Source organism: Burkholderia sp. FL-7-2-10-S1-D7 (genome assembly GCF_001524185.1).
Taxonomy (GTDB): domain Bacteria; phylum Pseudomonadota; class Gammaproteobacteria; order Burkholderiales; family Burkholderiaceae; genus Burkholderia; species Burkholderia diffusa.
This window is the reverse complement of the sequence record NZ_LOWY01000090.1, coordinates 40,588-66,234: the sequence shown is the minus strand read 5'-3', so window position 1 is coordinate 66,234 and position 25,647 is coordinate 40,588. Positions and strand designations below refer to the sequence as shown.

General features: G+C 64.5%; 26 protein-coding genes and 1 pseudogene. 11 read left to right on the top strand and 16 right to left on the bottom strand.

Annotated elements, in window-relative coordinates; genetic code table 11:
• Nucleotides 1-53: 53 nt before the first annotated feature.
• The 5 genes from WS75_RS26795 to WS75_RS26775 all read right to left on the bottom strand — a co-directional run bounded on the left by WS75_RS26795 (nt 54) and on the right by WS75_RS26775 (nt 6,026).
• Complete coding sequence (locus WS75_RS26795) at nt 54-800, bottom strand: aspartate/glutamate racemase family protein (RefSeq protein ID WP_257129458.1); 747 nt, start codon at nt 798-800, stop codon at nt 54-56.
• Nucleotides 801-1,261: 461 nt separating this feature from the next.
• Nucleotides 1,262-2,590 carry a Rieske 2Fe-2S domain-containing protein gene (locus WS75_RS26790; RefSeq protein ID WP_059684985.1) on the bottom strand — a complete coding sequence of 443 codons (1,329 nt, stop codon included), beginning with the start codon at nt 2,588-2,590 and terminating at the stop codon, nt 1,262-1,264.
• A gap of 126 nt (nt 2,591-2,716) precedes the next feature.
• Nucleotides 2,717-3,721 carry an AraC family transcriptional regulator gene (locus WS75_RS26785; RefSeq protein ID WP_059684982.1) on the bottom strand — a complete coding sequence of 335 codons (1,005 nt, stop codon included), beginning with the start codon at nt 3,719-3,721 and terminating at the stop codon, nt 2,717-2,719.
• Between the two features lie 94 nt (nt 3,722-3,815).
• Nucleotides 3,816-5,168, bottom strand: coding sequence for a purine-cytosine permease family protein (locus WS75_RS26780; protein WP_059684981.1), 1,353 nt, complete (start codon nt 5,166-5,168; stop codon nt 3,816-3,818).
• 111 nt (nt 5,169-5,279) lie between these two features.
• Nucleotides 5,280-6,026 carry an SDR family NAD(P)-dependent oxidoreductase gene (locus WS75_RS26775; RefSeq protein WP_233410054.1) on the bottom strand — a complete coding sequence of 249 codons (747 nt, stop codon included), beginning with the start codon at nt 6,024-6,026 and terminating at the stop codon, nt 5,280-5,282.
• Nucleotides 6,027-6,738: 712 nt separating this feature from the next.
• Here WS75_RS26775 and WS75_RS26770 point away from each other — a divergent pair.
• Nucleotides 6,739-7,356 carry a LysE family translocator gene (locus tag WS75_RS26770; protein WP_059684979.1) on the top strand — a complete coding sequence of 206 codons (618 nt, stop codon included), beginning with the start codon at nt 6,739-6,741 and terminating at the stop codon, nt 7,354-7,356.
• A gap of 109 nt (nt 7,357-7,465) precedes the next feature.
• Nucleotides 7,466-7,714 carry a hypothetical protein gene (locus WS75_RS26765; protein ID WP_059685225.1) on the top strand — a complete coding sequence of 83 codons (249 nt, stop codon included), beginning with the start codon at nt 7,466-7,468 and terminating at the stop codon, nt 7,712-7,714.
• A 123-nt stretch (nt 7,715-7,837) separates the two neighbouring features.
• Here WS75_RS26765 and WS75_RS26760 read toward each other — a convergent pair whose 3' ends face one another.
• The 7 genes from WS75_RS26760 to pobA form a co-directional block, all read right to left on the bottom strand.
• A complete protein-coding gene (locus WS75_RS26760; protein ID WP_059684977.1) occupies nt 7,838-9,196 on the bottom strand; it encodes an MFS transporter in 1,359 nt (452 codons plus the stop codon).
• A 163-nt stretch (nt 9,197-9,359) separates the two neighbouring features.
• Nucleotides 9,360-9,746 (bottom strand): 4-carboxymuconolactone decarboxylase, encoded by a 387-nt coding sequence (gene pcaC, locus WS75_RS26755; protein ID WP_059598704.1) that lies wholly within the window; start codon nt 9,744-9,746, stop codon nt 9,360-9,362.
• Between the two features lie 10 nt (nt 9,747-9,756).
• Nucleotides 9,757-10,542, bottom strand: coding sequence for a 3-oxoadipate enol-lactonase (gene pcaD, locus WS75_RS26750; protein WP_059684974.1), 786 nt, complete (start codon nt 10,540-10,542; stop codon nt 9,757-9,759).
• Nucleotides 10,542-11,915 carry a 3-carboxy-cis,cis-muconate cycloisomerase gene (locus WS75_RS26745; RefSeq protein WP_059684971.1) on the bottom strand — a complete coding sequence of 458 codons (1,374 nt, stop codon included), beginning with the start codon at nt 11,913-11,915 and terminating at the stop codon, nt 10,542-10,544. The genes pcaD and WS75_RS26745 overlap by 1 nt, the downstream gene beginning before the upstream one ends.
• An 87-nt stretch (nt 11,916-12,002) precedes the next feature.
• Complete coding sequence (locus WS75_RS26740) at nt 12,003-12,659, bottom strand: CoA transferase subunit B (RefSeq protein ID WP_012365076.1); 657 nt, start codon at nt 12,657-12,659, stop codon at nt 12,003-12,005.
• Between the two features lie 19 nt (nt 12,660-12,678).
• Nucleotides 12,679-13,392, bottom strand: a complete 714-nt coding sequence (locus WS75_RS26735) for a 3-oxoacid CoA-transferase subunit A (RefSeq protein WP_014900666.1) — start codon at nt 13,390-13,392, stop codon at nt 12,679-12,681.
• Nucleotides 13,393-13,536: 144 nt separating this feature from the next.
• Complete coding sequence (pobA, locus tag WS75_RS26730; RefSeq protein ID WP_059598700.1) at nt 13,537-14,769, bottom strand: 4-hydroxybenzoate 3-monooxygenase; 1,233 nt, start codon at nt 14,767-14,769, stop codon at nt 13,537-13,539.
• Nucleotides 14,770-14,885: 116 nt separating this feature from the next.
• Between pobA and WS75_RS26725 the strand changes: the two genes are divergently transcribed.
• The 3 genes from WS75_RS26725 (at nt 14,886) to WS75_RS26715 (ending at nt 17,346) form a co-directional block, all read left to right on the top strand.
• A complete protein-coding gene (locus tag WS75_RS26725) occupies nt 14,886-15,812 on the top strand; it encodes a LysR family transcriptional regulator (protein ID WP_059598699.1) in 927 nt (308 codons plus the stop codon).
• Nucleotides 15,813-15,913: 101 nt separating this feature from the next.
• On the top strand, nt 15,914-16,543 hold the full coding sequence (folE, locus tag WS75_RS26720; protein ID WP_059684968.1) for a GTP cyclohydrolase I FolE: 630 nt from the start codon (nt 15,914-15,916) through the stop codon (nt 16,541-16,543).
• The gene (locus tag WS75_RS26715) at nt 16,543-17,346 is read left to right on the top strand and encodes an SDR family oxidoreductase (RefSeq protein WP_059684966.1); all 804 of its coding nucleotides are present in this window, start codon (nt 16,543-16,545) and stop codon (nt 17,344-17,346) included. The genes folE and WS75_RS26715 overlap by 1 nt, the downstream gene beginning before the upstream one ends.
• Nucleotides 17,347-17,461: 115 nt before the next feature.
• Here WS75_RS26715 and epsC read toward each other — a convergent pair whose 3' ends face one another.
• Both epsC and WS75_RS26705 read right to left on the bottom strand, forming a co-directional pair.
• Nucleotides 17,462-18,382: a serine O-acetyltransferase EpsC gene (gene epsC, locus WS75_RS26710; protein WP_059464839.1), complete on the bottom strand. Its 921-nt coding sequence runs from the start codon at nt 18,380-18,382 to the stop codon at nt 17,462-17,464.
• Between the two features lie 137 nt (nt 18,383-18,519).
• Nucleotides 18,520-18,753 (bottom strand): hypothetical protein, encoded by a 234-nt coding sequence (locus tag WS75_RS26705; RefSeq protein WP_011659947.1) that lies wholly within the window; start codon nt 18,751-18,753, stop codon nt 18,520-18,522.
• A gap of 278 nt (nt 18,754-19,031) precedes the next feature.
• On the opposite strand from WS75_RS26705, the gene WS75_RS26700 reads away from it, so the two are divergent.
• From WS75_RS26700 to fnr, 3 genes are all read left to right on the top strand, one after another.
• The gene (locus WS75_RS26700) at nt 19,032-19,442 is read left to right on the top strand and encodes a DUF3005 domain-containing protein (RefSeq protein WP_059684964.1); all 411 of its coding nucleotides are present in this window, start codon (nt 19,032-19,034) and stop codon (nt 19,440-19,442) included.
• 346 nt (nt 19,443-19,788) lie between these two features.
• Nucleotides 19,789-20,256 carry a universal stress protein gene (locus tag WS75_RS26690; protein WP_059684959.1) on the top strand — a complete coding sequence of 156 codons (468 nt, stop codon included), beginning with the start codon at nt 19,789-19,791 and terminating at the stop codon, nt 20,254-20,256.
• A 179-nt stretch (nt 20,257-20,435) separates the two neighbouring features.
• A complete protein-coding gene (fnr, locus tag WS75_RS26685; protein ID WP_059684957.1) occupies nt 20,436-21,182 on the top strand; it encodes a fumarate/nitrate reduction transcriptional regulator Fnr in 747 nt (248 codons plus the stop codon).
• 60 nt (nt 21,183-21,242) lie between these two features.
• Here the strand turns inward: fnr and WS75_RS26680 are convergent, their stop codons facing one another.
• The gene (locus WS75_RS26680; protein ID WP_059598694.1) at nt 21,243-22,136 is read right to left on the bottom strand and encodes a LysR family transcriptional regulator ArgP; all 894 of its coding nucleotides are present in this window, start codon (nt 22,134-22,136) and stop codon (nt 21,243-21,245) included.
• A 106-nt stretch (nt 22,137-22,242) separates the two neighbouring features.
• Between WS75_RS26680 and WS75_RS26675 the strand changes: the two genes are divergently transcribed.
• Nucleotides 22,243-22,863 (top strand): LysE/ArgO family amino acid transporter, encoded by a 621-nt coding sequence (locus WS75_RS26675; RefSeq protein WP_059684954.1) that lies wholly within the window; start codon nt 22,243-22,245, stop codon nt 22,861-22,863.
• A 359-nt stretch (nt 22,864-23,222) separates the two neighbouring features.
• Nucleotides 23,223-24,170: an aldo/keto reductase gene (locus WS75_RS26670; RefSeq protein ID WP_059684952.1), complete on the top strand. Its 948-nt coding sequence runs from the start codon at nt 23,223-23,225 to the stop codon at nt 24,168-24,170.
• A 459-nt stretch (nt 24,171-24,629) separates the two neighbouring features.
• On the opposite strand, the pseudogene WS75_RS32935 reads toward WS75_RS26670, so the two are convergent.
• Nucleotides 24,630-24,889 (bottom strand): annotated as a pseudogene (locus tag WS75_RS32935) (IS5/IS1182 family transposase); the annotation flags it as partial.
• 341 nt (nt 24,890-25,230) lie between these two features.
• On the opposite strand from WS75_RS32935, the gene WS75_RS26665 reads away from it, so the two are divergent.
• Entirely contained in the window at nt 25,231-25,626 is a 396-nt protein-coding gene (locus WS75_RS26665; RefSeq protein WP_059684949.1) for a DUF2384 domain-containing protein, read from the top strand.
• Nucleotides 25,627-25,647: the final 21 nt, after the last annotated feature.

The following is a 25,647-nucleotide window of genomic DNA, read 5'->3' as shown; positions in this document are numbered from 1 at the left end:
CAGTCATGAAATTCGATGCTATGCGACGATCCGGTGTGCGTATCGAACTCGGCTCAGCTCCAGCCGAATGCGGCATCCTTGAGGGTTTCGGGCGAGGGATACGCCCGCTTGCTTTGCGCGAGACCCAGGTCGAGAAACATCTCGCACAGCTTGTAGGCGATCACGCCGGGATTGAGCACGGGCACCGGCAGACGTGAGGCGAGCCACGCATGTGACTGATGCATTGTGGTAGAGCCGAGCACGCTTACGTCCGCCCCGTCTTCGTCGATCGCGCGGCGCGCTTCGGCCTCGAGCTTCGCGAACACGATGTCCTCCTTGCCCGAAAGCAGCGCTTCGGTGTCGGGGCGCACGTCGATGTGTCGAATCGAAGCGAGCCGCGATTCGAGACCGCATTCGCGCAACGTCTTCTGATAGAGCGGATACCAGCGCCGCCACATCGTAAGCACCATGAAGCGATGGCCCAGCATCGCGGCGACATGAAATGCACTTTGGCCCGGCGCCAGCACGGGAATCGAAAGACGCGCGCGCAGTGCGGCGATGCCCGGGTCGCTGACGGTGTTGATGCACACCGCGTCGAAGCCTTCGGCCTCGGCCTGCAGGCCCGCTTCGATAACCGCTCGCTCCATCACCGCCATGTCGTAGTAGGTGTCGGCAAGCGTGATATGCCGGCCAGCGCCGAAGAAGCCCACCTCGATGTCATCGCGCACGATGCCGGGGGGCAATTGTGACTCGACCAGCCCACGTGTCTGATCGCTCATTGGACCCGGGAAAATCATTTTTATCCGCCTTTTATCGCTCACTCGTGCTCTCCAGTTGTCCCGCGTCGAATCGTCAGAGGCGCTGATCGCGCCGTTCCCGAGTCAACGTGTCGAGACGACACACATGATCTTCAGCGTGCAAAGTACGAGTTCCGGGATGTAAGTCGCCCCATGCCACCGAGCTCTTGCACGACCGGCTCGGGCGAACCGGCCACGAACCACTGCCGGCCGATGTACCGGAAATCGGCTGTGCAATTCGTTCCTTCATGTTCATCGGCCTGTCGCTCATTACATCGTCTGGACAAAAGTACGAACTCGGGAGACCGGCTTCGCCATCGGATCGCGTTGGAAACATCGTATGGTGTGCGATGTTTTTATGCTTCCCCTTCGCTGCATCAGCTATCCGATGAGTGCAATATCTTTTAATTGATCTGTAATACGAATCTTGATGTCAAAAAAAGCGGGCCGAAGCCCGCTTTGACGTAAGCGCTTTAAGCGTCTGCTCAATCTTCGATCTGCTCGACCTTGTAGGCGGGCCGCTTGCCATCCGCAGTCTGCTTGAAACGCAAGCTCGAATCGCGACGTGCGCCTTGCACGCCCTTCGGCGGCTTCGCGATGCCGCGGTTCCAGCGGGCCGCCACCTTGCGCCACGTAATCGGCGAAATATCGGTGGCGACGAGTTTCTCATCTTCCCAGCCCGTTCCATCGGCGTAGAAGTTTTCCATCGCTTCGCGCGCGTAGATATCGCAATCGTTGAAGCCGTGCAGCGCAAGCGGCTTGTAGACGCGCTCGAACCGATAGGTGTGGTCCCGCAGCTCTTCCGGCGTTTCGCAGATGCGCACGATCACTTCCCAATATTCATGCGTGTCGTCCGTAATCGGCACGAACCATTCGAGCTGGATCATCTTTTCGCCAGGCCAGTTCTCGACGGCTACGATGCCGGGCAGCGTGATCGACGTGCGATACGGGCGGCCGCGAACGCCGGGCACCGAAAGCCCCAGCTCCTTGTTTTCGAGCACCGGCGTCCACTTTTCGGTACCCATCCACTGGAGCATTCCCTTCGGGCCATTTTCATCCTCGAACACGGCAATGCAGTCATCGCCATTGGGCAGGATGCCAAGCGGCAATATCCATTCGTTCGCGTGGACGATCGAGTTGTCCTTGTGCAGCAGCAGGTGCCCGTTATCGATGCCGTTCTCAACGGCGATCCGCCAGTTGGTATAGCCGATACGATGAATGCCCATCGCAACCGCGTTCTTGTCGAGCAGATGCGGCACTGCCGGCCAGTGCGGATGCGGAAAGCGCTCGCTATTCTCGGGGAAGCGCAGCGGCAGATCCTCGGCGAGCGGCGGCACGGCGTCGACCTGGAAGTCATCCTCGCGCACGAATACGAAGATCATGCCCGCGACTTCCTCCACCGGATACCACGTCACACCCATCGTGCCTACGAGTTTGTCGTCGGGATTTGCGACGATGGTGGAAAGCAGGCCGTCGTCGAGATCGAACGTAAAGCCGTGATACCAGCAAGTGATCGTCTTCTTGTTGAAGCACATCGGCTTCTCGGACAGACGAACGCCGCGATGCAGGCATTGATCCTTCAGCGCATAGACCTTGCCTTCCGCGCGCCGCAACACGATCGGAATGCCGCAGATCTGGATCCCTTCAACCTGGTCCTCCGCAAGCTCGTTGCTGAAGAGCGCCGGATACCAGTGATTGACGAATCCCCACGCGGCATCCTTGTACGGCTGATACTGGCTTTGGGCGGCGCCCGCATTGCCATTGTTCGTGGTTTGACCGGAACCACGGCGGCGCACAACCGGCTGATCGGACATGGACTGCTTCCTCCTTGATGGCTACGTTTAGTTCGATCTGAATCGAACGTTGGTTCCATCATAGGCAGCGACCGATCAACACTCCTATCGAATCAATGCAACTCTATCCGGACAGTGCAAGAAAAATCAGCGCGCGAGCGTCTGCGAGGGCGTCTCGTTGAAGAGGCGCTTGTAATCGGCACTGAAGTGTCCGAGATGATTGAAACCCCAGTTGAACGCCACCGATGCGACGGTTCCTTTCGTCGGTGACATGGCCTTCAATTCTTCGAAGACCCGGCGCAGACGCACGTCCTTGAGATGCTGCATCGGCGAGGTGTTGCGATAGCGCCTGAAGCCCGCGTAGAGCGAGCGGGTGCTCACGCCCACATGCACGGCGATGTCGCCGATCGTGATGGCGTCCTGCGCATGCTCCTCGACGAAGCGCTCGGCGCGGCGCACAAAAGCGGGGGTGATCGAGCGCTCGTCGCCCGCGCGCAACTCGGCGCTGTAGTTATTCGGCTGATGAATCAGCAGGGTCACGGCAAGCGTGCGCTCCATCTGCGCGCGCATCAGCGGAGGGAGCTCGGCCATATCGGTCGAGAGCGCGTCGAAGAGCCAGCCTAACGTGCGCATCCATTGCCGGCTGCCCGGCTCGTGCAGGGGCATGATCGGCTGGAATTCTATCGGCTTGCGCAGCGATCGGCCCAGCGCCTGCTGGCAGCACGTGTGCAACAACTCGGAGTCGATGCGAGCGAACAGCTTCTCGGTGCCCGCGTCGTGGTAAATACGCGTCTGCGCATGCGCGTTCAGCACCAGACCTTGTGTGGGCGTGCATGCCCAGCGATGGCCGTCGAACTCGACTTGTTCCTCGCCGCGAATGGGCACCTGTACGAGCAAAAACGATTCGAATGTACGTGGCGTGATGGTAACGTTCGCGCCGTAACTCATGCGGCCGATGCCGGCACAACCCAGTTTGCGGTAAAAGATCGTCGCATCGATCGTGTCGTCGACACCCGAGCTGCGAATCTCGCTCTCGCAGAACACGCGTTCGCTCCACGACACTGCTTCATCGATATTCGTGGTCCGGCACAACGGGAATTGGGACAGTACGGTCTCGGGCGATGTCACTGAAAAACCAGTCAGAAAGCTCATCGCGCCTCTCCTCGTCGAACCCACGATACTTCGCACTCGCAAAACAGACGCGCCTCGGAAATCCCCGAGGCGCACATCCATTTGGGTCAGGCGGCTAGACCTGCCCCGCCTGTACTGCCCGTCTAGAATAGGTGGTCAAAAATCGATAGGCAATTGCGGCAACTACGAATGTCACGGGAGCCGACGAGCCGCTGATATTCGGTGGCTGGTTCATCACGATGATGCCCGCGGCCGCAGCCACGAACCATGCGCTCAGGCCGATGACGTTGAACGCAGGCACCGCTTCGATCGCTTCGTCGTCGCCGCCGAACGGATCTTCATAGCGTGTGGAAATAATGTGTGTCAGCGCAATCGCGACCCACGCGACAACGAACACGCCCTGGTATTGCAGCGCTTTGAGCAGATTGGCGAACAGGCCGGACAACGTGAGGGCATAAACTATCACGCCAACAACGATCGCCCAGACGAATTTGGGTAGCTTCAAGCCCAATGCCTTTTCGAAGAAGGCATGTGTATTGACAGTGGCGAGATAGTAATTCGCAGTGTTAATACGCGTTTGGGTGATCCACAGAAACAGGAAACCGCCCATACCCATGAGCTTGAGCAACGCCATCACCACAGACAGTTCGGAGAGCGGGCCGCTCGTGGGAATCGCGCTCACAAGGTAGATGCCGATCACGCCGTTGATCACGAGAGTCATCACCCAGAACGGCGCGCCGAAGTTGAAGAGCGCATGGTATCGTTCGTCCTCCTTCCTGCCGAAGCGCGCGAAGTCGAAGGCGGCCATCATGAAGGTCCATACACCCATGTAAGCGACGAAGCAGTCCCACCAGCCGTTCGCGGAGCCGTTCCGACCCGCGCCGAAATCGATCCAGTTCGGGTTGTAGCCGTACTCGTAAGTTGCCATTGCAACGGCTGCGAACAAACCGAAAATATAAAACGGCAGCAGGATGCCATTAAGTTTGTCCAGCCAGTGCTGCACACTGCCGAAGACAAGCGGCACCGAATACACGATCACGAGCAGCGCCGCGATCTGGAACGATATCTTCGGAAACAGCGTGTTGACGGCCACAGCCATCACGGAAGTCTCGAAAACCGTGTAATAGATCACCGTCACGGCAAAGATCAGCGTGGCGAGCAGCGCACCGACGCGCCCGAACAGGACGCGCGAGAAGAGCGCGACAGAGAGCCCGGTGCGCAGCGCAAAGCGGCTGATGACGTAGTTGGCTGACGAATAGACCACGACAGAAAGCAGCATGCCGATGATCGCGTTCAACGCCCCGAAGTGGAGCGCGAGCGTCGCGCCGATCACAATAGGAACCATAGTACTGCACAGCGACCACCAGGCCATCGTCAACGACAGCTTGGGCATCCGCCCTTTTATACCGACTCTTTCGGTTGAAAGATCTTCCTCGCTTGCTGCTTCCTGGGCCAACATACCTGGCATGATGACTCCCCTCTACGCGTTCGCGTCATTCCACAAAATCATATGGACTGCTGCATAAATTAATTGCGTTCCGTCCGAGCAGGCGCGCTCACGAGCGCCCGCATGCGTGCATCAGATGCTCATGCCGCCGTCCACCGACAATACGGCGCCGGTCACGTACGAGCCCTGCCCCGACAGCAGAAAGACCACCGCTTGCGCCACTTCCTCCGGTTGGGCAAGGCGGCGCATCGGAATCGCGTCATCGAGCAGATGCACATCGCCGCCCGTCGAGCGCATGTAGTTGGGCGTTTGCGTCGCGCCAGGGCAAACGGCGTTGACGCGGATGTTACGCTGCGCGTATTCCTTCGCGACAGCGCGCGTGAGTCCCACGACGGCGTGTTTGCTGGCAACATAGTGCGCGATGCCGTCCATTCCGCGCAGCCCGAAGATCGACGCATTGTTGACAATCGCGCCACCGCCAGCGCGCAACATGGCCTCGGTCTGGTACTTCACGCCGTAATAGACGCCCTTGAAGTTCAGATCGATGACCCATTCCGCTTCCTCGACGCTCGTCTGGTCGATCGGCTTGAAGTCGGCGTGACCGCCGGCGTTGTTGAAGGCGAAGTCGAGCCGGCCGAAGCGGGCTTCGGCGAAAGCGACGAGTGCGTCATTGTCCTCGCGGCGCGAAACGTCTGCGGGCTTGATCTCGGCAACGCCGCCCGCTGCCTCGACTTCTTTCTTGACGGCGGCGAGTTTGTCCTCGCCGCGTCCGGCAAGAATCACGATCGCGCCCTCGCGCGCCAGCGCAAGCGCTGCTGCGCGCCCCATGCCGGAACCGGCGCCCGTAACGAGTCCAACCTTGTTATCCATCAGCATCATCGAATCCTCATGTTGTTTCGATTCAGGAAGTTCGTGGCTGAGAATAACGATTCAATTTGGCTGATCACCTCCCTACGGTGCGTGCCCTATCCCGTGAGTGCAGGAAAGCGCTGACCCGATCGGATTGGCATCCTGGAAGGGCATGACAATCGGCTTATTCATCACATCTTTCCAGGAAAACCCGATACAGATGTCGCGTTAGCCAGTGCATCGCGGCACGACCTTTCAAAAGTGTTGCGACGTAGCACAAGAGGCGGCGTCTGGGTATTCGCCGAGCCAGCGCAAACGGAAATGCATCGAACAGTGCTTCGGCTGGGGCAAACGGAGGGAAGGCCGGGATTCGTGAATATCCGTCCCTTCCCAAAGGCTCGGACGTGAACCTGCGGTTGAGCGCCTTCCACGCGATCGCAGCGACACGATGGTGCCGATCAAACATTGCGCTAATGTCATCCAAGGACAAATATCCTCCGATCATCTTTTCATCAAGACTCATAGAAAGCATCCCGCAGTCGAGAAATTCAATCTTTTATTCAAAGACAACTTATTGAGACTGCGGACATCTTTTCTGAGAAACAACAACACCGATGTTTCCGTCCCGCCCCCCATCCGCCTCCCGTACCGGCAATCGTCAATCTAACTGTATCGGTACTGTACAGCAAACCGTCGCTACACTGGCTCCATCCCAGTCTCGAACACGAATGGAGAATCCGCGATGGACTTCCTCACCCTCAGCGCATTGCCCGCCGGCATGCTGTTCGCGCTCGTCACGTCGATCACGCCCGGTCCGAACAACACGATGCTGCTCGCCTCAGGCGTCAATTTCGGTTTCCGCCGCACGATGCCGCACCTGTTCGGCATCAGCATCGGCGTCGCGATCCTGATGCTGTGCGTCGGCTTCGGCCTCGGCGAGGCGTTCCGGCGCGTGCCGGTCCTGTACACGATCCTCGAAATCGCGAGCGTCGCGTACCTGCTGTACCTGGCATGGCGCATCGGCACGTCCGGCGAAGTGAAGGCGCAGGGCGCCAAGCCGCGGCCCATGACGTTCCTCGAAGCCGCCGCGTTCCAGTGGGTCAATCCGAAGGCATGGATGATGGTGCTGACCGCCGCGACAACGATCCGCCTGTCCGCCGACTACGGGATGAATGCCGCGTGGATGGCCGTCGTGTTCATCCTGATCGGCTTTCCGTGCATCAGCCTGTGGGCCGCGTTCGGCCAGGGCTTGCGCCGCTTTCTGTCGAACCGCCGCGCGCTGCGCATCTTCAACGTGACGATGGCCGTGCTGCTGATCCTGTCGCTCTACCCGCTCGTCGCGCATCTGCTTCCGCAGTAAGCGCTCACAAGCGTCCCCGTTGAGCTTCACGCCATGCAGGCGTACCCTTTCGGTACGGGCGCGTGCGGCCGCTTCGCCGGCTGCACCGCTGCTCTGCATGGAGATGCCGATGAAGCCAATGCTGAAAGCCGGCGAGCACATCGAGGGCATGCACTGGATCGCCGAGTACCACCCGCTCACGCACGAGATCCGGGTGCTGCGCGAAAACATCGAAGTGGGTACGTACTGCGCGCCGCCCACGCTGTTCGGCGACGAGGAGGAGATGGGCGCCGCGAACCTCGCCGATCACCGCAGCCAGGAGGCCGCGCTGCGCGCGTATCTGCGCAACTTCGTCAAGGAACACGACGCGGAGGAGTAGCGGCGCGGCGGCCGCAAAGTCGACGGGCCGCCGACGCGGCCCGGTCTGTCGTTGCGTGTCGGCCGGCTCACGACCTTTCGCAACAGGCAAAAGGCCGGCGCATCGCCCCGGCCCCGATCCCGCTCAATGCCCGAGCGACTCGATCTTGCCGCTCGACTGCGCAACGCCGTGCGGCTGCGCCATCTGCTTGATCAGCAACGCAAGGCACGCAAGCAAGCCCGCGACCGCGATCGTCGCGAACACGCCGGCGAACGAGAAGTGCCGGCGCGTCAGTTCGGCAACGAGGAACGACCCGGCGATCCCGCCGAAACGGCCGACACCGAGCATCCACGCGACGCCCGTGCCGCGCCCTTCGGTCGGATAAAACGCGGCGGCAAGCGCCGGCATCGACGATTGCGCGGTGTTCATCAGCACGCCGGCGATGAACACGATCAGCACGAGCAGCCCCACGTTCCCGGCCGCCTGCCCGATCGCATACACGCTGATCGCGGTCAGCGCGTAGCACACGGCGATCACGCGATTCGCGTTGAAACGGTCCATCAGCACGCCGCACAGCACCGCGCCGACACCGCCGAGCGGGAACAGCGCGGAAATCAGCGTCGCGCTCTTCGGCGTGAGACCGGCATCCTTCAGCAGGATCGGCATCCAGTTGATCGACGCGTAGAAGATCACGAGGCCCATGAAGTACGCGAGCCACAGCATCACCGAGCCGACGACGTACGAGCGCGACAGCACGACGCCCATCCCCTTGCTGCCCGTCCGCGGCGCGGATTCGGTCATCGCGAACGAACCGGCGTTCAGCGCATCGCGCGAGATCCGCGCAAGCGTCGCGCGGATCCGGTCGATGCTCTGGCCTTGCGCGACCATGAAACGCACCGATTCGGGCATCTTCAGCAGCAACAGCACGCCGAGCAGCAACGGCGTCACGCCGCCGAGCATCAGCACGCTGCGCCAGCCGAAATGCGGGATCATCCACGCGGCGAGAAAGCCGCCGAACGCGGCGCCGAGCGGGAAGCCGCAGAACATCAGGTTGATCACGGTCGCGCGGCGCTTGTCCGGGCAGAACTCGCCCATCATCGTGACCGCGTTCGGCATCGCGGCACCGAGGCCGACCCCGGTGACGAAGCGCAGCACCGTCAGGTGCCCGATGGTGTTGGAGAACGCCGACACGAAACATGCGACGCCGAACAGGAACACCGAGCCGAGCAGCAGCGACCGGCGCCCGACGCGGTCGGACAGCGGGCCCGACACGAGCGCGCCGCACGCAAGGCCGAACAGCGCGGCACTCAGCACGGGTGCGAGATCGGGCTTGGTGAGGTTCCATTCGCCGAGCAGCGACGGCGCGATGAAGCCGATCGCGGCCGTATCGAAGCCGTCGAGCAGCACGATCACGAAACACATCAGGAATACGAGCCACTGGAAGCCGCCGAACGGCTGCTCGTTGATGAAGGTCTGGACATCGACCACGGGTGCGCGATTCATCGCGAGTCTCCTGTTTAAACAACGCGGCCTGATGGCCGCGTCTTTCCTTGTTTGCGCGCCGATTCGCCGCCGGCACGTCATGCGTCGTCGACACCTGCCGGCAGGGGCAGGTGCCGCCATCGGGTCACGTCCGGCGCGAGCCGGCCGTGTTATTCAGCCGCACCTAGGCGGCCCCATCCTGTTCCTTGAAGATCTTGTCGGCGAGATGGAACGCGGAATTCGCGGCCGGCACGCCGCAGTAGATCGCGGTCTGCAGCAGCACTTCCTTGATCTCGTCGCGCGTCACGCCGTTGTTGCGCGCGGCACGCAGGTGCAGCGCGAGTTCCTCGCCGCGGTTCAGCGCGACCATCATCGCGATGGTCAGCAGGCTGCGCGTATGGCGCGGCAGGCCCTCGCGCGTCCAGATCTCGCCCCATGCATAGCGCGTGATCAGGTTCTGGAATTCGTCGGTCACTTCGGTGCGGTTCTGGATCGAACGGTCGACGTGCGCGTCGCCGAGCACCGCGCGACGCACCTTCATCCCCGCTTCGTAACGTTGCTGGTCGTCCATCGTCGGTGCCTCACGCGGTCAGGAAGTCGAGCAGCGCGCGGTTGAAGCCGTCGGTGCACTCGATGTTCGAAATGTGCGCGGCGTCGAATTCGACGTGACGCGCACCGGGAATCGCGGCGGCCAGCGCACGGCCCTGGTCGGGCGGCGTCGACATGTCCTTCGCGCCGGTCACGACGAGCACCGGCAGCGCGATGCCCTTCACTTCCTCGCGCAGGTCGGCCGCGTTCAGCGCGTCGCAGTTCGCCGCGTAACCGTCCTTGTCGGTATGCACGAAGGTGTCGCGGATCGCGTCGAACAGGCGCGGCTCGCGATCGACGAACGTGTCGGTGAACCAGCGCGGCAGCACGGCGTCGGCCAGCGCGGCCATCCCTTCCGCACGCGCCTTCTGCGCGCGCGGTGCCCACACTTCCGGCGAGCCGATCTTCGCGGCGGTGTTCGACAGCACGGCGCGCACGATGCGCGACGGGAAGCGCGCGGCGAGCGCGGCGCCGGTCAGGCCGCCCATCGAAATCCCGCAGAAGTACGCGCGATCGATGCCGACGTGGTCGAGCAGGCCGATCACGTCGCCCGCGAGCTGGTCGATCGTGTACGAGCCGGCCGGTGCTTCGGAATGGCCGTGGCCGCGCGTGTCGTAGCGCAGGATGTTGAAGTGCTGCGTGAGCGGGCGAATCTGCGGTGCCCACATCTGCAGGTCGGCGCCGAGCGAGTTCGAGAAGACGAGCCACGGCGCGTCGTCGCGCGCGGCACGGTCGATCCGGTAATGCAGTTTCACGCCGTTGACAGTGGCGAAAGGCATCAGTGTTCTCCTGGTTGTGTCGTGCCCGCGTGCAGCGCGAGCACAGCGTCGACGTAGGCCTGCGCCTCGCCGACATAATGTGCGGGATCGAGCAGCCGCGCGAGCGCGTCGCGCGACAGATGGGCGGATACGGTCGGATCGGCGGCGAGCACGTCGAACAGCGTCGCGCCGGTGCGCACGGCTTCCTTCGACGCATGCTCGACGACATGATGCGCATCGAGGCGCCCGATCCGGTCGCCGAGTGCGAGCATCACGGCTTCGCCGAGGATCAGCCCGTGCGTCAGGTCGAGGTTCGCGGCGAGGCGTTCGGTGTTCACGTCGAGGCCCGCGACGATCTGCGCGATCTGCGCGAGCGCGCCGCCGGTCAGGCGCGCGAGGTCGGGCAGCGCATCCCATTCGGCCTGCCAGCCGCCGAGCGCGCGCTCGTGCTCCTGGACCATCCCGGCAAACACGGTCGCGACGAGGTTCGGCGCGCGCACCGCGGCGGTCAGCACGGCCGCACAGCCGACGGGGTTGCGTTTGTGCGGCATCGTCGACGAGCCGCCCTTGCCGGCGGCTGCCGGTTCGCCGAGCTCGCCGACTTCGGTCTGCATCTGCAGCGACACGTCGCGCGCGATCTTGCCGAGCGTGCCGGTCAGCATCCCGAAGCACGACGCGGCTTCCGCGATGCGGTCGCGCTGCGTGTGCCACGGCACGGCCGGCAGTGCGAGCTTCAGGTCGGCCGCGAGCGCGGCGCTCACGCCGGCCGCCTGCTCGCGCAAGCTCGCCAGCGTGCCGGCGGCGCCGCCGAACTGCAGCACCAGCGCGCGCTCGCGCAATTCGGCGAAGCGCGCGCGATGGCGCAGCAGCGCGTCGAGCCATTGCGCGAATTTCAGGCCGAGCGTGATCGGCAGCGCCTGCTGCAGCCACGTGCGGCCGATCATCGGCGTCGCGCGATGCGCGCGCGCGAGCACCGCGAGCGACGCGCACGCTTCGTCGAGCAGCGGCTCGAGCACGTCGAGCGTGTCGCGCAGCTGCAGCACCGTCGCGGTATCGATGATGTCCTGGCTCGTCGCGCCCCAGTGCACGAACTTCGCGGCCTCGGGGTCGTCGGCCTTCACCTGGGCAGTGAGCTGCTTGACGAGCGGAATGGCGAGATTGCCGCCGAGCGCCGCACCGTGCGCGAGCGCGTCGGCGTCGAGCCGGCCGGCGTCGCACGCGCGTTCGATCGGCGCGACCGCGGCGGCGGGAATCACCTGCCGCGCGGCGAGCGCACGCGCAAGCGCGGCTTCGACGTCGAGCATCCGCTGGATCGTCGCGCGCGGCGACCAGATCCGGTTGAGCGGCTCGGTGCCGCAAATGAGAGAGGTCAGGCGGGCGCTGTCTTCGAGCATGGCATCAGATTGGGAAACGGCGTGCGCCTATTGTCTACCCAAGCGTGCCGGCGTGCGCGCGATCGCGCGCGCCGGCACGCTTGCCGTTCAGGCTGCGGCCTTGCGCGTCGCGTCGATCAGCGGCACGCCGGTCAGCTTCTGCAGTTCGTCGAACGACAGGTCGGTGAAGATCTCGCTCACCGCGAGGCCGTCCGCCGTCACGTCGAGCACGGCGAGATCCGTATAGATACGGCTCACGCATTGCACGCCGGTGACCGGGTACGAGCACTGCGCGACGATCTTGCTCTCGCCCTGCTTCGTCAGGTGCTCCATCATCACGAACACCTGCTTCGCGCCGATCGCGAGGTCCATCGCGCCGCCGACGGCCGGAATCGCATCGGGCGCACCCGTGTGCCAGTTCGCGAGGTCGCCGTTCGCCGACACCTGGAACGCGCCGAGCACGCAGTAGTCGAGGTGGCCGCCGCGCATCATCGCGAACGAATCCGAGTGGTGGAAATAGGCGCCGCCGGTGAGCAGCGTCACGTGCTGCTTGCCGGCGTTGATCAGCTCGTCGTCTTCCTCGCCGGGCGCCGGGGCCGGGCCCATGCCGAGCAGGCCGTTCTCGCTGTGCAGGAAGATCTCCTTGCTCGGATCGAGGTGGTTCGCCACCAGCGTCGGCACGCCGATGCCGAGGTTCACGTACGCGCCTTCGGGGATGTCCTGGGCGACGCGCTTGGCCATTTCATCGCGGGTCAGTCGTTTCATGTCGGGTCTCCTCGGGCGGTCAGGCGGCTTGCGATGCACGTTCGGCGGCCAGCTCGGCCGCATGCGCGGCCTGCGGCACTTCGACGACGCGCTGCACGAAAATGCCCGGCGTCACGATGTGTTCCGGGTTCAGCCCGCCGAGCGGCACGACTTCCGACACCTGCACGATCGCGACCTTCGCGGCGCTGGCCATGATCGGCCCGAAGTTGCGCGCGGTCTTGCGATACACGAGGTTGCCCCAGCGATCGCCCTTGTACGCCTTCACCAGCGCGAAATCGGCGTGGATCGGCGTCTCGAACACGTACGACTTGCCGTCGATCACGCGCGTTTCCTTGCCTTCGGCGAGCTTCGTGCCGAAGCCCGTCGGCGTGAAGAAGCCGCCGATGCCGGCGCCCGCCGCGCGGATCCGCTCCGCGAGGTTGCCCTGCGGCACGAGTTCCAGCTCGATTTCGCCCGCACGGTACAGCGCGTCGAACACCTGCGAGTCGCTCTGGCGCGGGAACGAGCAGATGATCTTGCGCACCCGCTTCGCCTTGAGCAGCGCCGCGAGACCCGTCTCGCCGTTGCCCGCGTTGTTGTTGACGATCGTCAGGCCGCGCGCGCCCTGCTCGATCAGCGCGTCGATCAGCTCGGACGGCATGCCTGCCGTACCGAAACCGCCGATCATGATGGTCGCGCCGTCGTGGACGTCCGCGACCGCCGATTGAAGCGATTCGAAAATCTTGTTGACCATGTCTCTTCCTGATACGAACCCGCGGCACGATGCGCGGCCTGTCGAGGGGACACGCGCGTGTCGCGTGCCGCGTCGAAGGCCGTCGTCGACCTTCGGCATTTGTTCGCTATTCGAACCCATATTCGATTAGCGAACGATGGCCGATCATAGAGTCGCGCACAGCGCGTTGTCAAGGCGGGATCCCTCGGGGGGCGTCTGGTCGTCGAACGGCAGGCCGACGTAGTTTTCGGCAAGCGATTGCGCGGCGGCCCGCGAGCGCGTCACGTACTTCAGCTCGGCAAACTTCAGGCGATTGACGAACGGCGAATCCTCCGGCGACGAGTGCAGCATGTTCGTCATGAAGTACGAGAAATGCTCGGCGCGCCACACGCGTTCGAGACAGGTCGCCGAATAGCGCTCGAGCGGCGTCGCGTCGCCGCTGCGATAGCGCGCGCCGAGCGCGCGGGACAACGCGCGGACGTCGGCCACGGCGAGGTTCATCCCCTTCGCGCCGGTCGGCGGCACGATGTGCGCGGCATCGCCCGCGAGGAACAGGCGGCCGTGCTGCATCGTCTCCGACACGAAACTGCGCATCGGCGTCACGCTCTTCTGCGTGATCCGGCCCTCGGTCGGCGTCCAGCCGGTGTCGTTCGAGAAGCGCGTGTGCAGTTCGTCCCAGATCCGCGCGTCGGACCATTCCGCGAGGTCTTCGTCGGGCTTGCACTGCAGATAGAGGCGCGTGACCGTCGGCGAACGCATCGAGAACAGGGCGAAGCCGTTGTCGTGATGGGCGTAGACGAGCTCGTCGAGCGACGGCGCCGCGTCGGCGAGGATGCCGAGCCACGCGAACGGATAGACGCGCTCGAACGTGTTCAGCCGCTCGGCGGGAATCGTCTGCCGTGCGATGCCGTGGAAGCCGTCGCAGCCGGCGATGTAGTCGCAGTCGATGCGGTCCGCGCGGCCGTCCGCATGCTTGAACGTGACGAACGGGTGCTCGCTTTCGATATCGTGCAGCGCGACTTCGCTGACTTCGAAATGCATCTGGTGCCCATGCGCGTCGCCGGCCGCGATCAGGTCGCGCACGACTTCATGCTGGCTATAGACGGTGATCGCGCGCCCGCCGGTGAGCGCGCTCAGGTCGATGCGATGGCGCTGACCGGAGAACAGCAGCTCGATGCCGTGATGTTCGAGCCCTTCGCGGCGCATCCGCTCGCCGAGGCCGGCTTCGTTCAGCGTGTCGACGGTGCCCTGCTCCAGCACGCCGGCGCGGATGCGGTTCTCGCAGTATTCGCGCGAACGCGCTTCGACGAGGATGGAATCGACGCCTTGCAGGCGCAACAGATGAGAAAGCAAAAGGCCGGACGGACCGGCGCCGATGATGGCGACCTGGGTGCGCATTGTTCGTCTCCTGAACATTGGTTCGAATAATGGAACCCATTTGAGCGCTTTCCCGACTATGCGGCAATCCGATTTTGGAGATAAGTTGTATACGTTTCCTGGATACCGGCCTCACGATGGATGCGCTCGATCTGAACCTGATTCCCTACCTCGTCGCGCTCGACGACACGCGCAACGTCAGCCGCGCCGGCGACCTGCTCGGCGTGAGCCAGCCGCGCGTGAGCACTGCGCTCGGCCGCCTGCGCGAGTATTTCGGCGATCCGTTGTTCGTGCGCACGTCGCGCGGCATGGAGCCGACGCCGCGCGCGCTCGCGCTGCTGCCGGCCGCGCGCGATGCGCTCGCGCAGATCGAGCGCGGCCTCGTCGCGCCGCATGACTTCGATCCGGCGGCGAGCACGCATACGTTCTCGATCGCGCTGTCGGACGTCGGCGAGATCGTGTTCCTGCCGAAGCTGCTGCAGGCGTTCGCGACGCGCGCGCCGCACGCGAACCTGCGCTCGGTTTCGCTCGCGCACGACGAAGTCGGCCGCGGCCTCGAAGCCGGCTCGATCGATCTCGCGGTCGGCTACTTCCCCGATCTCGACGGCAACAACTTCTTCCAGCAGCGTCTGTTCACGCACCGGTTCGTCTGCCTGATGCGACGCGGCCATCCGCTCGAACAGGCGCGCCCGTTCACGGCCGAGCAGTTCCTCGCGTGCGGGCATGCGGTGGTGCGCGCCGAGGGGCGCAGCCAGGAGGTGCTCGAGAAATACCTCGCGAAGCAGCGCATGCACCGCCGCGCGGTGCTCGAGACGCCGCACTTCATGAGCCTGCCGTTCATCCTGAGCCGCACTGACCTGATCGCGACGGTGCCGCACGCGATCGGCTATGCCTATGCGGCCGAGCATGCGTTCATCGTGCCGGTCGAGCCGCCGTTGCCGCTGCCGCGCTTCGACCTGAAGCAGCACTGGCACCGCAAGTTCCACAACGATCCGCGCACGGCGTGGTTGCGTGGCGTCGTCGCATCGCTGTTCAACGACGAGCAGGACGAATGGCCGAAGTGATGCCGGGTGTGCGGCAGGCCGCACGCACGACCCGCGAAAGCATGAAACAATGCCCGGATATTCGCGCCGCCGCAGGCGGCCGCATTCGATGGAGTGACTAGATGGGTAAAAAATCCGCGCGGCCCGAGCCGGCCGCATCCCGGCCGAGCCGGGAAGAAGCCGAGGATGCCGTTCGCGTGCTGCTGCGCTGGGCCGGCGACGATCCCGCCCGCGAAGGCCTGCTCGACACGCCGGCACGCGTCGTGCGCGCATATGAACAGTTCTTCGCCGGCTATGCGGTGGAGCCGCGCGACATCCTCGCGCGCACGTTCAGCGAAGTCGACGGCTACGACGAAATGATCGTGCTGAAGGACATCCGCTTCGAGAGCTACTGCGAGCACCACATGGTGCCGATCATCGGCCGCGCGCACGTCGCGTATCTGCCGAACCATCGCGTCGTCGGCATCTCGAAGCTCGCGCGCCTCGTCGACGCGTTCGCGAAGCGCCTGCAGATCCAGGAAAAGATGACCGTGCAGATCGCCGACACGCTGTTCGACGTGCTGCAGCCGAAGGGCGTCGGCGTGATCCTCGAAGCCGCGCATCAGTGCATCTCGACGCGCGGCGTGCACAAGCCGGGCGTCGAGATGGTCACGTCGCGCATGCTCGGCACGTTCCGCACCGATCCGTCCACGCGGCGCGAATTCCTGTCGATCGTCGCGAATCCTTCTTCAGTCAACCTGACGAATACGTAATGCAGTCCACGAAGCAAGCGGCAAACGCGCCGGTCGTGCTCGTGACCGGCGCCGCGCGCCGGGCCGGGCGCGCGTTCGCCGAGTATTTCGCCGCGCACGGCTATCGCACCGCGGTGCACTACGACCGTTCGGCCGATGCCGCAGAGGCAGCGGCCCGCGCGATCGCCGAGAGCGGGCACGATTCGGTCGCGCTGCAGGCCGACCTGTCGGATGCCGGGCAGATCACCACACTGATCGACCAGGTGTATGCGCGCTTCGGCCGCCTCGACGTGCTGGTCAACAACGCGTCAGTGTTCTGGCAGGACCATTTCCCGAGCTTCGACCTCGCGGCATTCGACCAGGCGTGGGCCGTCAACTGCCGCGCGCCGATCCTGCTCACGCGTGCATTCTACGAACGGGCCCGCGCGGCCGGCACGCAGGGTGTGGTCGTGAATGTGGTCGACCAGAAGATCAAGGAAAACTTCCACCGCGACCATTTCAGCTACACGGTCGCGAAGGCCGCGCTCGGCAACCTCACGCAGATGCTCGCGCTGTCGTCGTCGCCGGTGCTGCGCGTGAACGCGGTGTTCCCCGGGCTGATGCTGCCGAGCGACGACCAGACGCAGGCCGACTTCGAACACGCGAGCCGTGCATCGACGCCGCTCGCGCGCATCGCCGGCCCCGACGATGTCGCGGGCGCGATCCTGCTGCTGACGGGCAGCGCGTACAACGGTGTGGATTTCGTCGTCGATGCGGGGCAGAACCTGATCCGCGTCGACCAGGACGTGCTGTACAAGCATCGCTCGCCGGCCGGCAAACACTGACGAACGGCATGTTCGGCGGTAGCCGTGTGTGCCCTTCGCACACCTTGTGTGCGGGCATCGGCGCACGCCTTCACCTGCGCTGCGCGAACGACCATTGCGCCGTTCGCGCGCCGCGTCACGGCTTCTCGCCGCTGCCGCCTTCGCGGACCTTGCCCTGCGCGACGCTCGTGCCGGGCGGCACACTGTGCGTAAGCCACACGTTGCCGCCGATCACCGAGCCGCGCCCGATCGTCACGCGGCCGAGAATCGTCGCGCCCGCGTAGATCACCACGTCGTCCTCGACGATCGGATGCCGCGCGTTGCCCTTCACCAGCGCACCGTCACCATCGGCCGGGAAGCTCTTTGCGCCGAGCGTGACGGCCTGGTACACGCGCACGCGCTCGCCGATGATCGCGGTTTCGCCGATCACGACGCCGGTGCCGTGGTCGATGAAGAAGCTCGGGCCGATCTGCGCGCCCGGGTGAATGTCGATGCCGGTGGCCGAGTGCGCGATTTCATTGATGAAGCGCGCGAGCAGCGGCACACCGAGTTGGTGCAGCGCGTGCGCGAGACGATGGTGCATCATCGCGAGCACGCCGGGATAGCACAGCAGGATCTCGGTGATGTGCTGCGCGGCCGGATCGCCCGCGTAGGCAGCCTGGATGTCGCTGACCAGCAGCGCGCGAACCGCCGGCAACTGCCGGCCGAACTCGCGCGCGATCTCGAACGCGCGTTCGTCGAGTTCGGCGAACGGCGTGTCCGCGTGCTCGGGCAGGAACGGCAGCGCGCGGCGGATCTGTTCCGACAGGATCCGCAGCGTGCTTTCGAGCGTGTGGCCGACGTAATAGTCGACGCTTTCGTCGGTCAGATCCGGCGCGCCGTAGTGCGTCGGAAACATCGACGCGCGCAGGCCGGTGACGATCTTGCAGATCGCGTCGCGCGACGGCAGCTCGCGGATGCCGCGCGGATGACGCGTGCGATGAAGTTCCTCGCGCGATTCGCGCAAGCCGGCAACGATTTCTTCGAGGCCCCACTGACGGGCGGGTGATGTCGACATATGCCAATGCAGGCGGCCGCGCTCGATCGCACGGCCGCAAATAAAGTGACGGGTTCCAGAAGATTACCGCGTTTTCGATCGGCAGCGGCACGTCGGGGGATCGGCCGGCCGGACGATGCCGCCGCCGCGCGACGGCGTCAGATCGTAATACTGCTCGCGTCGATCCAGCGCACGGCCCAGTCGCGCGCGTGCGCGATCGCGTCGCCTTCGTCGTTGAACTGGAGCTCGGTCGGGAAAAAACGGTTGGCGACGAGTTCCCCGTCGCTCGATCTGGAGATCACGACGTAGGGCTTGAACGACCCGTCACTGGCGCGCGCGGGCGCGCAATTCAACAGATAACCGCGGTGCGTGAAGGCAGTAGTCGCTTGCATGAATCCGCCACCTCTAGTCCCTTGACTTGTTGTTCACTACCCGTCTTAAGGGTGCTGCGGTGCCCCGATGCGGGCAGAGGCGGCAAGACCGCATCCCCTGTCGCCGCTTCGCAGGAAATGAATCATACTCTGTAGAAAACGGGTGTTCTAGCTGAAATAAATCATGACAAATCAGCGCGCGCCACACCACCGCGGCGATCGCGCGCGCGCCGTTTTCCCGTCCTGCCCGGAACGGGATTTGCTTCGATCCGGAGCGCTTCGCCGCCAGGAGAGCCGTGATGGAAACGTCAGCTCAACCGCACACCACGCATCCGCGCAGCATCGAACTCGACAACGACGACACGCACGACAGCACCGTCGACACCGACGGCAAGAATCGCGAGGCCGCGCGTCTCGCGAGCGGCGGCGCCTTCTCGCCCGACCAGATCACGGGCAGCAACGCATCGCTCGTCAACGCGATGCCCGAGGCCGGCGACGGCTTCGCCGGCTTCGACAGCCGGCAGGGCGGCAATCATCCGGCGTTCGCGCTGCGTCCCGGCTACATGGTGATCGAGAAGGGGTTCGACGCGCCGTCGCACGCGGGCGACGCGTCGTACGGCCCGGTTCACCGGATGTACGGCAGCGCGTACTGGCCCGGTCATGGACGCCGGCCGGAACGCGTGATCGAAATCACGGTGCTGCCGCGGTGACGCGCGCGGCGTTTGAATCGCTCGTTCGTTTGGCGGGTCGACGCGAGACCGACGGCCGACGGCCGACGGCGGCGGAGCGACGTGCGCGTTCGCGCGCCGCTGCTCCAAATCGGCGCTGGAATCGATATCGGCGCCGGGTTCAGGTCGACAGCCGGGTTTCGCGACGTCGATGCATCGGCGTTGATCGAAGTCACGTCGTCGCGATCCGGTTGATATTCAATGCACACTCGCGACGACCGGCACGTCGCTGCAAAGACCCTGCCGTTGGTTTACCCTGCCTCGCAGCGACGCACGGCCTGCTCGGCCGTTCGGCCGACTTTCGTTCAACCCGCCACTTGGAGACACCATGTACAAGCGCATTCTGGTTGCCATCGACGGCAGCGACACGGCCCGCCACGCGTTCGATGCCGCCCTCGCGCTCGCGAAGGAGCACGGTGCCGAACTGCAACCGTTCTACGTCGTCGAGAACGCCGCGATCTACTACAACGTGCCGGGCTACGATCCGTCCGTGCTGCGCGACCAGCTCATCGCGCAAGGCAATGCGCTCGCGGCGGAGTTCAAGACGCTGATGCAGGCGGCAGGCGTGAAGGGCGAGACGCTGACGAGCGAGGCGTCGTCGCTCAGCGACGTGTCGACGCTGATCCTCGACGGTGCGAAAGCGTTCGGCGCCGACCTCCTCGTGCTCGGCACGCACGGCCGCCGCGGGTTCCGTCGCCTCGTGCTCGGCAGCATCGCCGAACAGTGCGTGCGGCATGCAACGCTGCCCGTGCTGCTGATCCCGGCCGCCGCGCATACAGACGATCAGGAAAGCTGAGCGGCACCGGCATCACAGCGGCATCAGCGTGCGCGTCGCGGCGCGCACACGCGACGGCATGCTTGCATGCCGCTACGATGCCCGCGACATGTGCGCGCGGTCGCGACGTTTTGTCACCCGACAGCGGCAACTTGCGGTGGGACAATGATTCGGTCGATTCAACGCTGGAGCAAACGATCATGTTGACGCCCGTCGCCACACGTCCCGCCGCCTCGTCCCATGCAGGCAACTGGGCTCCCCGTCAGGCCCCGCACTGCTCGTCGTGCGCGATGCGGCATCTGTGCATGCCGCAGGGCCTCGCACCCGAAGCGCTCAGCCGCCTCGAATCGGTCATCTGCGCGGCGCGCCCGGTCAAGCGCGGCGAAGCGCTGTTCCGCGAAGGCGACACCTTCGACAACCTGTACGCCGTGCGCTCGGGTTCGCTGAAAACCGTCGCCACGCGCCACGACGGCCGCGAGCAGGTCACCGGTCTGCACCTCGCGGGCGAAGCGCTCGGCCTCGACGGCATCTGCGACGACACGCACCCGCGCACCGCGGTTGCGCTGGAAGACAGCTCGGTCTGCGTGATTCCGTACAGCGCGCTCAAGTCGCTGTGCTCGGAAGCCGGCTCGATGCAGCTGCGCATGCACAAGCTGATGAGCGAGCAGATCGTGCGCGAAACGTCACAAACCATGCTGCTCGGCTCGCTGAACGCCGAAGAGCGCGTCGCCGCGTTCCTGCTCGACGTGTCGTCGCGCTACCTGAAGCGCGGCTACTCGCCGTCGGAATTCAACCTGCGGATGACGCGCGAAGACATCGGCAGCTACCTCGGCATGACGCTCGAAACGGTCAGCCGCACGCTGTCGAAGTTCCAGAAGCGCGGCCTGATCGAAATGCACGGCCGCCTCGTACAGATCGTCGACTTCGACGGCCTGCACCACGTCTGACCCTGCGCGGCGCGTAACCTGCGCGCCGCCGCCCGCCACCGTCCCCCGCGCCCGCTTCGATCAGTCGAGAAACAGCGCGGCGCGCGCCTTCAGCGCCGCGCTGAAATCGTCGAGCCAGCCGATCGACAGGCGCCAGCTCTGCCAGTACAGGTCGATATCGACGGTCCGCCCGCGCGACATGTCGACCAGTTCGCCCGCCGCAAGCTGGCGATCGACCATCCGGTCCGGGCACATCCCCCATCCCAGCCCCGTTTCGCATGCACGCAGGTAACCCGCGACGTGCGGGATCCAGTGTTGCGGCGGATCGAGATCCGCACGCGTCACGCGCCGGATGAAGCGCGCCTGCAAACCGTCCTTCGGATTGAACATGACGCACGGCGCACGGCGCAGCGCATCGCGCGTGATGCCCGCGCCGAAATAGCGGTCGTAAAACGCCGGCGAACACACCGCGCGATAGCGGATGCGCCCCAGCCGCGTCGACCGGCATCCCTGGATCGGTTCAGCCTGCGCGGTCACCGCGCCCTGCACACTGCCGTCGCGAATGCGCGCGGCCGTGTAGTCCTGATCGTCTATCACGAGGTCGAGCAAGGTCTCGCGCTCGGTGCAGAACGGCCCGACCGCATCGATGAACCAGGTCGCGACACTGTCGTCGTTGACGGCCACGCGCAGCATCGGCCATGCGCTCGCGATCTGGCCCGGCAGTGCGGGCATCCGGCCGCCCAGTTCGGCCTCGAGCAACTGCACGCGCTCCGTATGCCGGCACAGCAACGCGCCCGACGTCGTCGCGACGCACGGCTGCCCGCGCTTGACGAGCACGCTGCCGACGCGCTCCTCCAACAGTTTCACGCGCTGCGATACCGCCGACGGCGTGACGTTCAGCTCCCTGGCCGCCCGTTCGAACGAACCGTGCCGGATCACCGCCGCGAGAGCGTCGAGCAATGCGTAGTCGAGCATTAGATTTCCTTAATCGGCATTAGGTGAATTAGCTTCTCTTATGGTCCGGCTGACCGCAGACTAGCGCCAACCGATTCACCCGTCTACTGCTTCACCGCTCCCCATCATGAACTGGATCGCTTTTTCCCACGGCGCCGCCCTGTGCGGGTCGCTCATCGTCACCATCGGTGCGCAGAACGCGTTCGTGCTCCGGCAAGGCATCATGCGCTCGCATGTCGGCAAGATCGTGCTGCTGTGCGCGCTGTCCGACATGATCCTGATCGGCGCGGGCGTCGGCGGCGCGTCCGTCCTCGTCGAACGCTATCCGACCTTCGTCCACGTCGTGCTATACATCGGCCTCGCGTATCTCGCGTGGTTCGGCATCAATGCGCTGCGCCGCGCGTTCAAGCCGGGACACGAAACGCTCGACGTGCGGGGCGACGCCGGCGCGCCGCCGCCGCAGAGCGCGGTCGCGATCGTGCTGATGACGCTCGCGTTCACGTGGCTCAACCCGCATGTGTATCTCGATACGTTCCTGCTGATCGGCACCGCCGGCGCGCGCGAGCCGGAAGGCTCGCGGCTTGCGTTCGCGATCGGCGCGATGTCGGTCAGCGTCGTGTGGTTCCTCGGGCTGGGATATGGCGCGCGGCTGCTTGCGCCGTGGTTCCGCAAGGCTGTTGCGTGGCGTGTACTCGATGGCGCGATCGGCAGCATGGTGCTGTTTCTGGCGGCCGTGCAGTTGCGGTAACGGGTCGGAGCGCCGATCGATCGCGGGTGGCAACGTTGCCGCCCGCTTTTTGTTCCGCTCCGTCGAAGTGATGTGATACGCCGGTCTCCGGCGGTCTCTCCCCCAGACGCCGCAAGATTCGGTTCCCGATCGAACGCAGCCGCACCGATCATCCACCTGGCGGACGGCACATCCGCCGTCCGCTGCCATTCCTCCGTCTTCATGAGCGCGCGCCCGCTGCGCGATTCCGCTCGATCGGCGAGAATGTTCCGGCGTCCGCGACAACGGCGCAAGCGCTTCGCCCGTGCGCCTTCACGTCGCATTCATCCCGGCCAATCCTGTCGTCCCATCCCGTCACCCCCCAGATTCCGGAGAGCAAAATGGCACTACGTACCCTCGGCACGTCGGACATCCAGGTTTCCCCGCTCGCCTTCGGCGGCAACGTCTTCGGCTGGACCGTCGACGAAAACACATCGTTCGAGCTGCTCGACGCGCTCGCCGATACCGGCATCAACTTCATCGACACCGCCGACGTCTATTCGGCCTGGGCGCCCGGCAACAGCGGCGGCGAATCGGAAACGATCATCGGCAAGTGGCTCAAGCGTTCCGGCAAGCGCGACCAGGTCGTGATCGCGACCAAGGTCGGCCTGCTCGCGGCGCGCGCCGGCCTGACGAAGGACAACATCCTGACGGCCGCCGACGATTCACTGCGCCGCCTGCAGACCGACTACATCGACCTGTATTTCTCGCACCGCGATCTCGCCGACACGGCCTCGCTCGAAGAAACGCTCTCCGCTTACCAGACGCTGATCGACGCGGGCAAGGTGCGCATCATCGGCGCGTCGAACTACAGCGGTGCCCGCCTGCGCGAAGCCGCCGAGGTCAGCAAGCGCAACGGGCTGCCCGCGTATCAGGTGATCCAGCCGGAATACAACCTGATCGACCGCGCCGAGTACGAGCGCGATCTCGAACCGGTCGTGCGCGACCTGAGGCTCGGCGTCGTCAACTACTACGCGCTCGCGAGCGGCTTCCTGTCGGGCAAGTACCGCAGCGAGGCCGACCTGAAGAAGAGCGTGCGTGGCGATCGCGTCGCCGGTTATCTCGATGCGCGCGGCCTGCGCATTCTCGCGGCGCTCGACGACGTGTCGGCGAAGCACGGCACGCAACCGGCCGCGATCGCGCTCGCGTGGCAGATCGCGCGGCCGACGATCACCGCACCGATTGCGAGTGCGACGTCGCTCGCGCAGCTCGCATTGCTCGGAGAAGCGATCCGCGTGCGGCTCGACGATGAAGATATCCGCAAGATCGACGCAGCCAGCGCGGTCTGAGGTCGTGGGCAACAGGCCGGCGGCTCGAATCGCCGCGTTTTGCGGTTCCCTCCGCCAGCCTGAATCGCGTGCGACACGCAAGCACGCATGTCTGCACCGCGCCGGGAGCGCGGGAGCGCAGTGCGCGGCGTCAACGAAACGAGCCGGCGACACACGGTTCCAATTCAGCAATACGAAACAAATTCAGCGATACGACGTCCGCGCTGAACCAAGCAACATTGCCTGAATGCGCGCCCGCGTTTTGCCTGACGCGGCCGTATCCGTTGACTCAGACGGACATTCCGCCGCAAGCGCATCTCGGGGCCGCGCCGGTCTTTCGCCGATTTACCATGCCCGCCGACGTACCCGAGACTGCGCCGCTCGGGTAGTCGTTAGCAGGTTGTTGAATTACCGTCGGGCCGGACGTAGTTTCCCTTTGGCCGTTCGCGGCGCTTACCGCGAAGCGTTCGATTTCGGCTCATTCGCCCGGCTGGCCTGTACATCGACCACCAGACCGTGCCGATTGTCGGTCAGCACATGACCAAGATGGCTCGGCAGCGCCCGCGCCACATTGCTCTTTCGGTACAGGCGGCTGTCACCGTCGCGCTTCGATTCATGCGTTTCGTTGCTGCGCGGCCGGCCGTGCCAGTTGCCTGGCGGCCGGTCGTCGTCGCTAACACTTTGCGACGGATGCGCTTGTGGCTAGCCCAGGCCTGAATCCGTGTGCCATCGACGCCGAATTGTGTAGGTTCGCAAAAAAGGTGGTCTCTACGGTCCATGCAAATCAATGACTTGATCATCTTTTCTGCGAACTTCTTCATGAAGGAGTGGCAGAAAAGGTGACCTTTCCCTACAGAATTCGCAGAAAAGTTGAACTCCGTACGGAAGGCACTCAACAATTCCATAAAAGTCAAAGACTTGCGCTGATATTGGGTCGCACCATCCCAACGCTGCCGACAAGGTCGACGGCTCCCTCTGAGCCCCATCCGTGCTTTCCTTGCTCAGTCAGGTTGAGATATGCAGGCCGAAGCGGGTGCGCATGTGCTATAGATGTGCACATAGTGTGCAATCAGGCGCCCCCATGAAATCCGACATTACCTGCAGTTCCAGCGATTTCGCCCAATTCATGGCGTCTTTGAGAGAGCCGACAAGCATCGCTCCGATCATCTCGGCAAGACGTTTCGCCATCGCCTTGCACATCGATATGCAAACGCTCGCGCGGCTAGCCCATGTACACCGCAACACGGTGAGCCGCCTGGCGGGCTCGGAAAGCGTCCAGAAGTTTCTTCGAGACGCGCTTCGGATCATCCGTGCAGCAACCGATATCTCCGGCGACGTCCAGAAGGCCCTGTACTGGTATCGCAATGATCCATTGGCAACCTTTGACTACAAGACTGCCGAACAGCTTGTATCGGAGGGACGTGCTGAGTACTTGCTGCGCTATATCGCAGCACTTGAGACAGGCGCCGCCGGATAAGAAGGAGAACAGCCGTTGCGA

Excerpts from the sequence above, each read along its gene's own strand:
- pobA (WP_059598700.1), bottom strand. The coding sequence starts at position 14,769 with ATGCGCACCCAGGTCGCCATCATCGGCGCCGGTCCGTCCGGCCTTTTG.
- fnr (WP_059684957.1), top strand. The coding sequence starts at position 20,436 with ATGTTGACGCCCGTCGCCACACGTCCCGCCGCCTCGTCCCATGCAGGC.
- WS75_RS26700 (WP_059684964.1), top strand. The coding sequence starts at position 19,032 with ATGGAAACGTCAGCTCAACCGCACACCACGCATCCGCGCAGCATCGAA.
- WS75_RS26675 (WP_059684954.1), top strand. The coding sequence starts at position 22,243 with ATGAACTGGATCGCTTTTTCCCACGGCGCCGCCCTGTGCGGGTCGCTC.
- WS75_RS26780 (WP_059684981.1), bottom strand. The coding sequence starts at position 5,168 with ATGCCAGGTATGTTGGCCCAGGAAGCAGCAAGCGAGGAAGATCTTTCA.
- pcaC (WP_059598704.1), bottom strand. The coding sequence starts at position 9,746 with ATGGACGACCAGCAACGTTACGAAGCGGGGATGAAGGTGCGTCGCGCG.
- pcaD (WP_059684974.1), bottom strand. The coding sequence starts at position 10,542 with ATGCCTTTCGCCACTGTCAACGGCGTGAAACTGCATTACCGGATCGAC.
- WS75_RS26670 (WP_059684952.1), top strand. The coding sequence starts at position 23,223 with ATGGCACTACGTACCCTCGGCACGTCGGACATCCAGGTTTCCCCGCTC.
- WS75_RS26705 (WP_011659947.1), bottom strand. The coding sequence starts at position 18,753 with ATGCAAGCGACTACTGCCTTCACGCACCGCGGTTATCTGTTGAATTGC.
- WS75_RS26690 (WP_059684959.1), top strand. The coding sequence starts at position 19,789 with ATGTACAAGCGCATTCTGGTTGCCATCGACGGCAGCGACACGGCCCGC.
- WS75_RS26680 (WP_059598694.1), bottom strand. The coding sequence starts at position 22,136 with ATGCTCGACTACGCATTGCTCGACGCTCTCGCGGCGGTGATCCGGCAC.
- WS75_RS26765 (WP_059685225.1), top strand. The coding sequence starts at position 7,466 with ATGAAGCCAATGCTGAAAGCCGGCGAGCACATCGAGGGCATGCACTGG.
- epsC (WP_059464839.1), bottom strand. The coding sequence starts at position 18,382 with ATGTCGACATCACCCGCCCGTCAGTGGGGCCTCGAAGAAATCGTTGCC.
- WS75_RS26770 (WP_059684979.1), top strand. The coding sequence starts at position 6,739 with ATGGACTTCCTCACCCTCAGCGCATTGCCCGCCGGCATGCTGTTCGCG.
- WS75_RS26665 (WP_059684949.1), top strand. The coding sequence starts at position 25,231 with ATGAAATCCGACATTACCTGCAGTTCCAGCGATTTCGCCCAATTCATG.
- WS75_RS26715 (WP_059684966.1), top strand. The coding sequence starts at position 16,543 with ATGCAGTCCACGAAGCAAGCGGCAAACGCGCCGGTCGTGCTCGTGACC.
- WS75_RS26740 (WP_012365076.1), bottom strand. The coding sequence starts at position 12,659 with ATGAAACGACTGACCCGCGATGAAATGGCCAAGCGCGTCGCCCAGGAC.
- WS75_RS26735 (WP_014900666.1), bottom strand. The coding sequence starts at position 13,392 with ATGGTCAACAAGATTTTCGAATCGCTTCAATCGGCGGTCGCGGACGTC.
- WS75_RS26775 (WP_233410054.1), bottom strand. The coding sequence starts at position 6,026 with ATGATGCTGATGGATAACAAGGTTGGACTCGTTACGGGCGCCGGTTCC.
- folE (WP_059684968.1), top strand. The coding sequence starts at position 15,914 with ATGGGTAAAAAATCCGCGCGGCCCGAGCCGGCCGCATCCCGGCCGAGC.
- WS75_RS26785 (WP_059684982.1), bottom strand. The coding sequence starts at position 3,721 with ATGAGCTTTCTGACTGGTTTTTCAGTGACATCGCCCGAGACCGTACTG.
- WS75_RS26760 (WP_059684977.1), bottom strand. The coding sequence starts at position 9,196 with ATGAATCGCGCACCCGTGGTCGATGTCCAGACCTTCATCAACGAGCAG.
- WS75_RS26725 (WP_059598699.1), top strand. The coding sequence starts at position 14,886 with ATGGATGCGCTCGATCTGAACCTGATTCCCTACCTCGTCGCGCTCGAC.
- WS75_RS26745 (WP_059684971.1), bottom strand. The coding sequence starts at position 11,915 with ATGCTCGAAGACAGCGCCCGCCTGACCTCTCTCATTTGCGGCACCGAG.
- WS75_RS26790 (WP_059684985.1), bottom strand. The coding sequence starts at position 2,590 with ATGTCCGATCAGCCGGTTGTGCGCCGCCGTGGTTCCGGTCAAACCACG.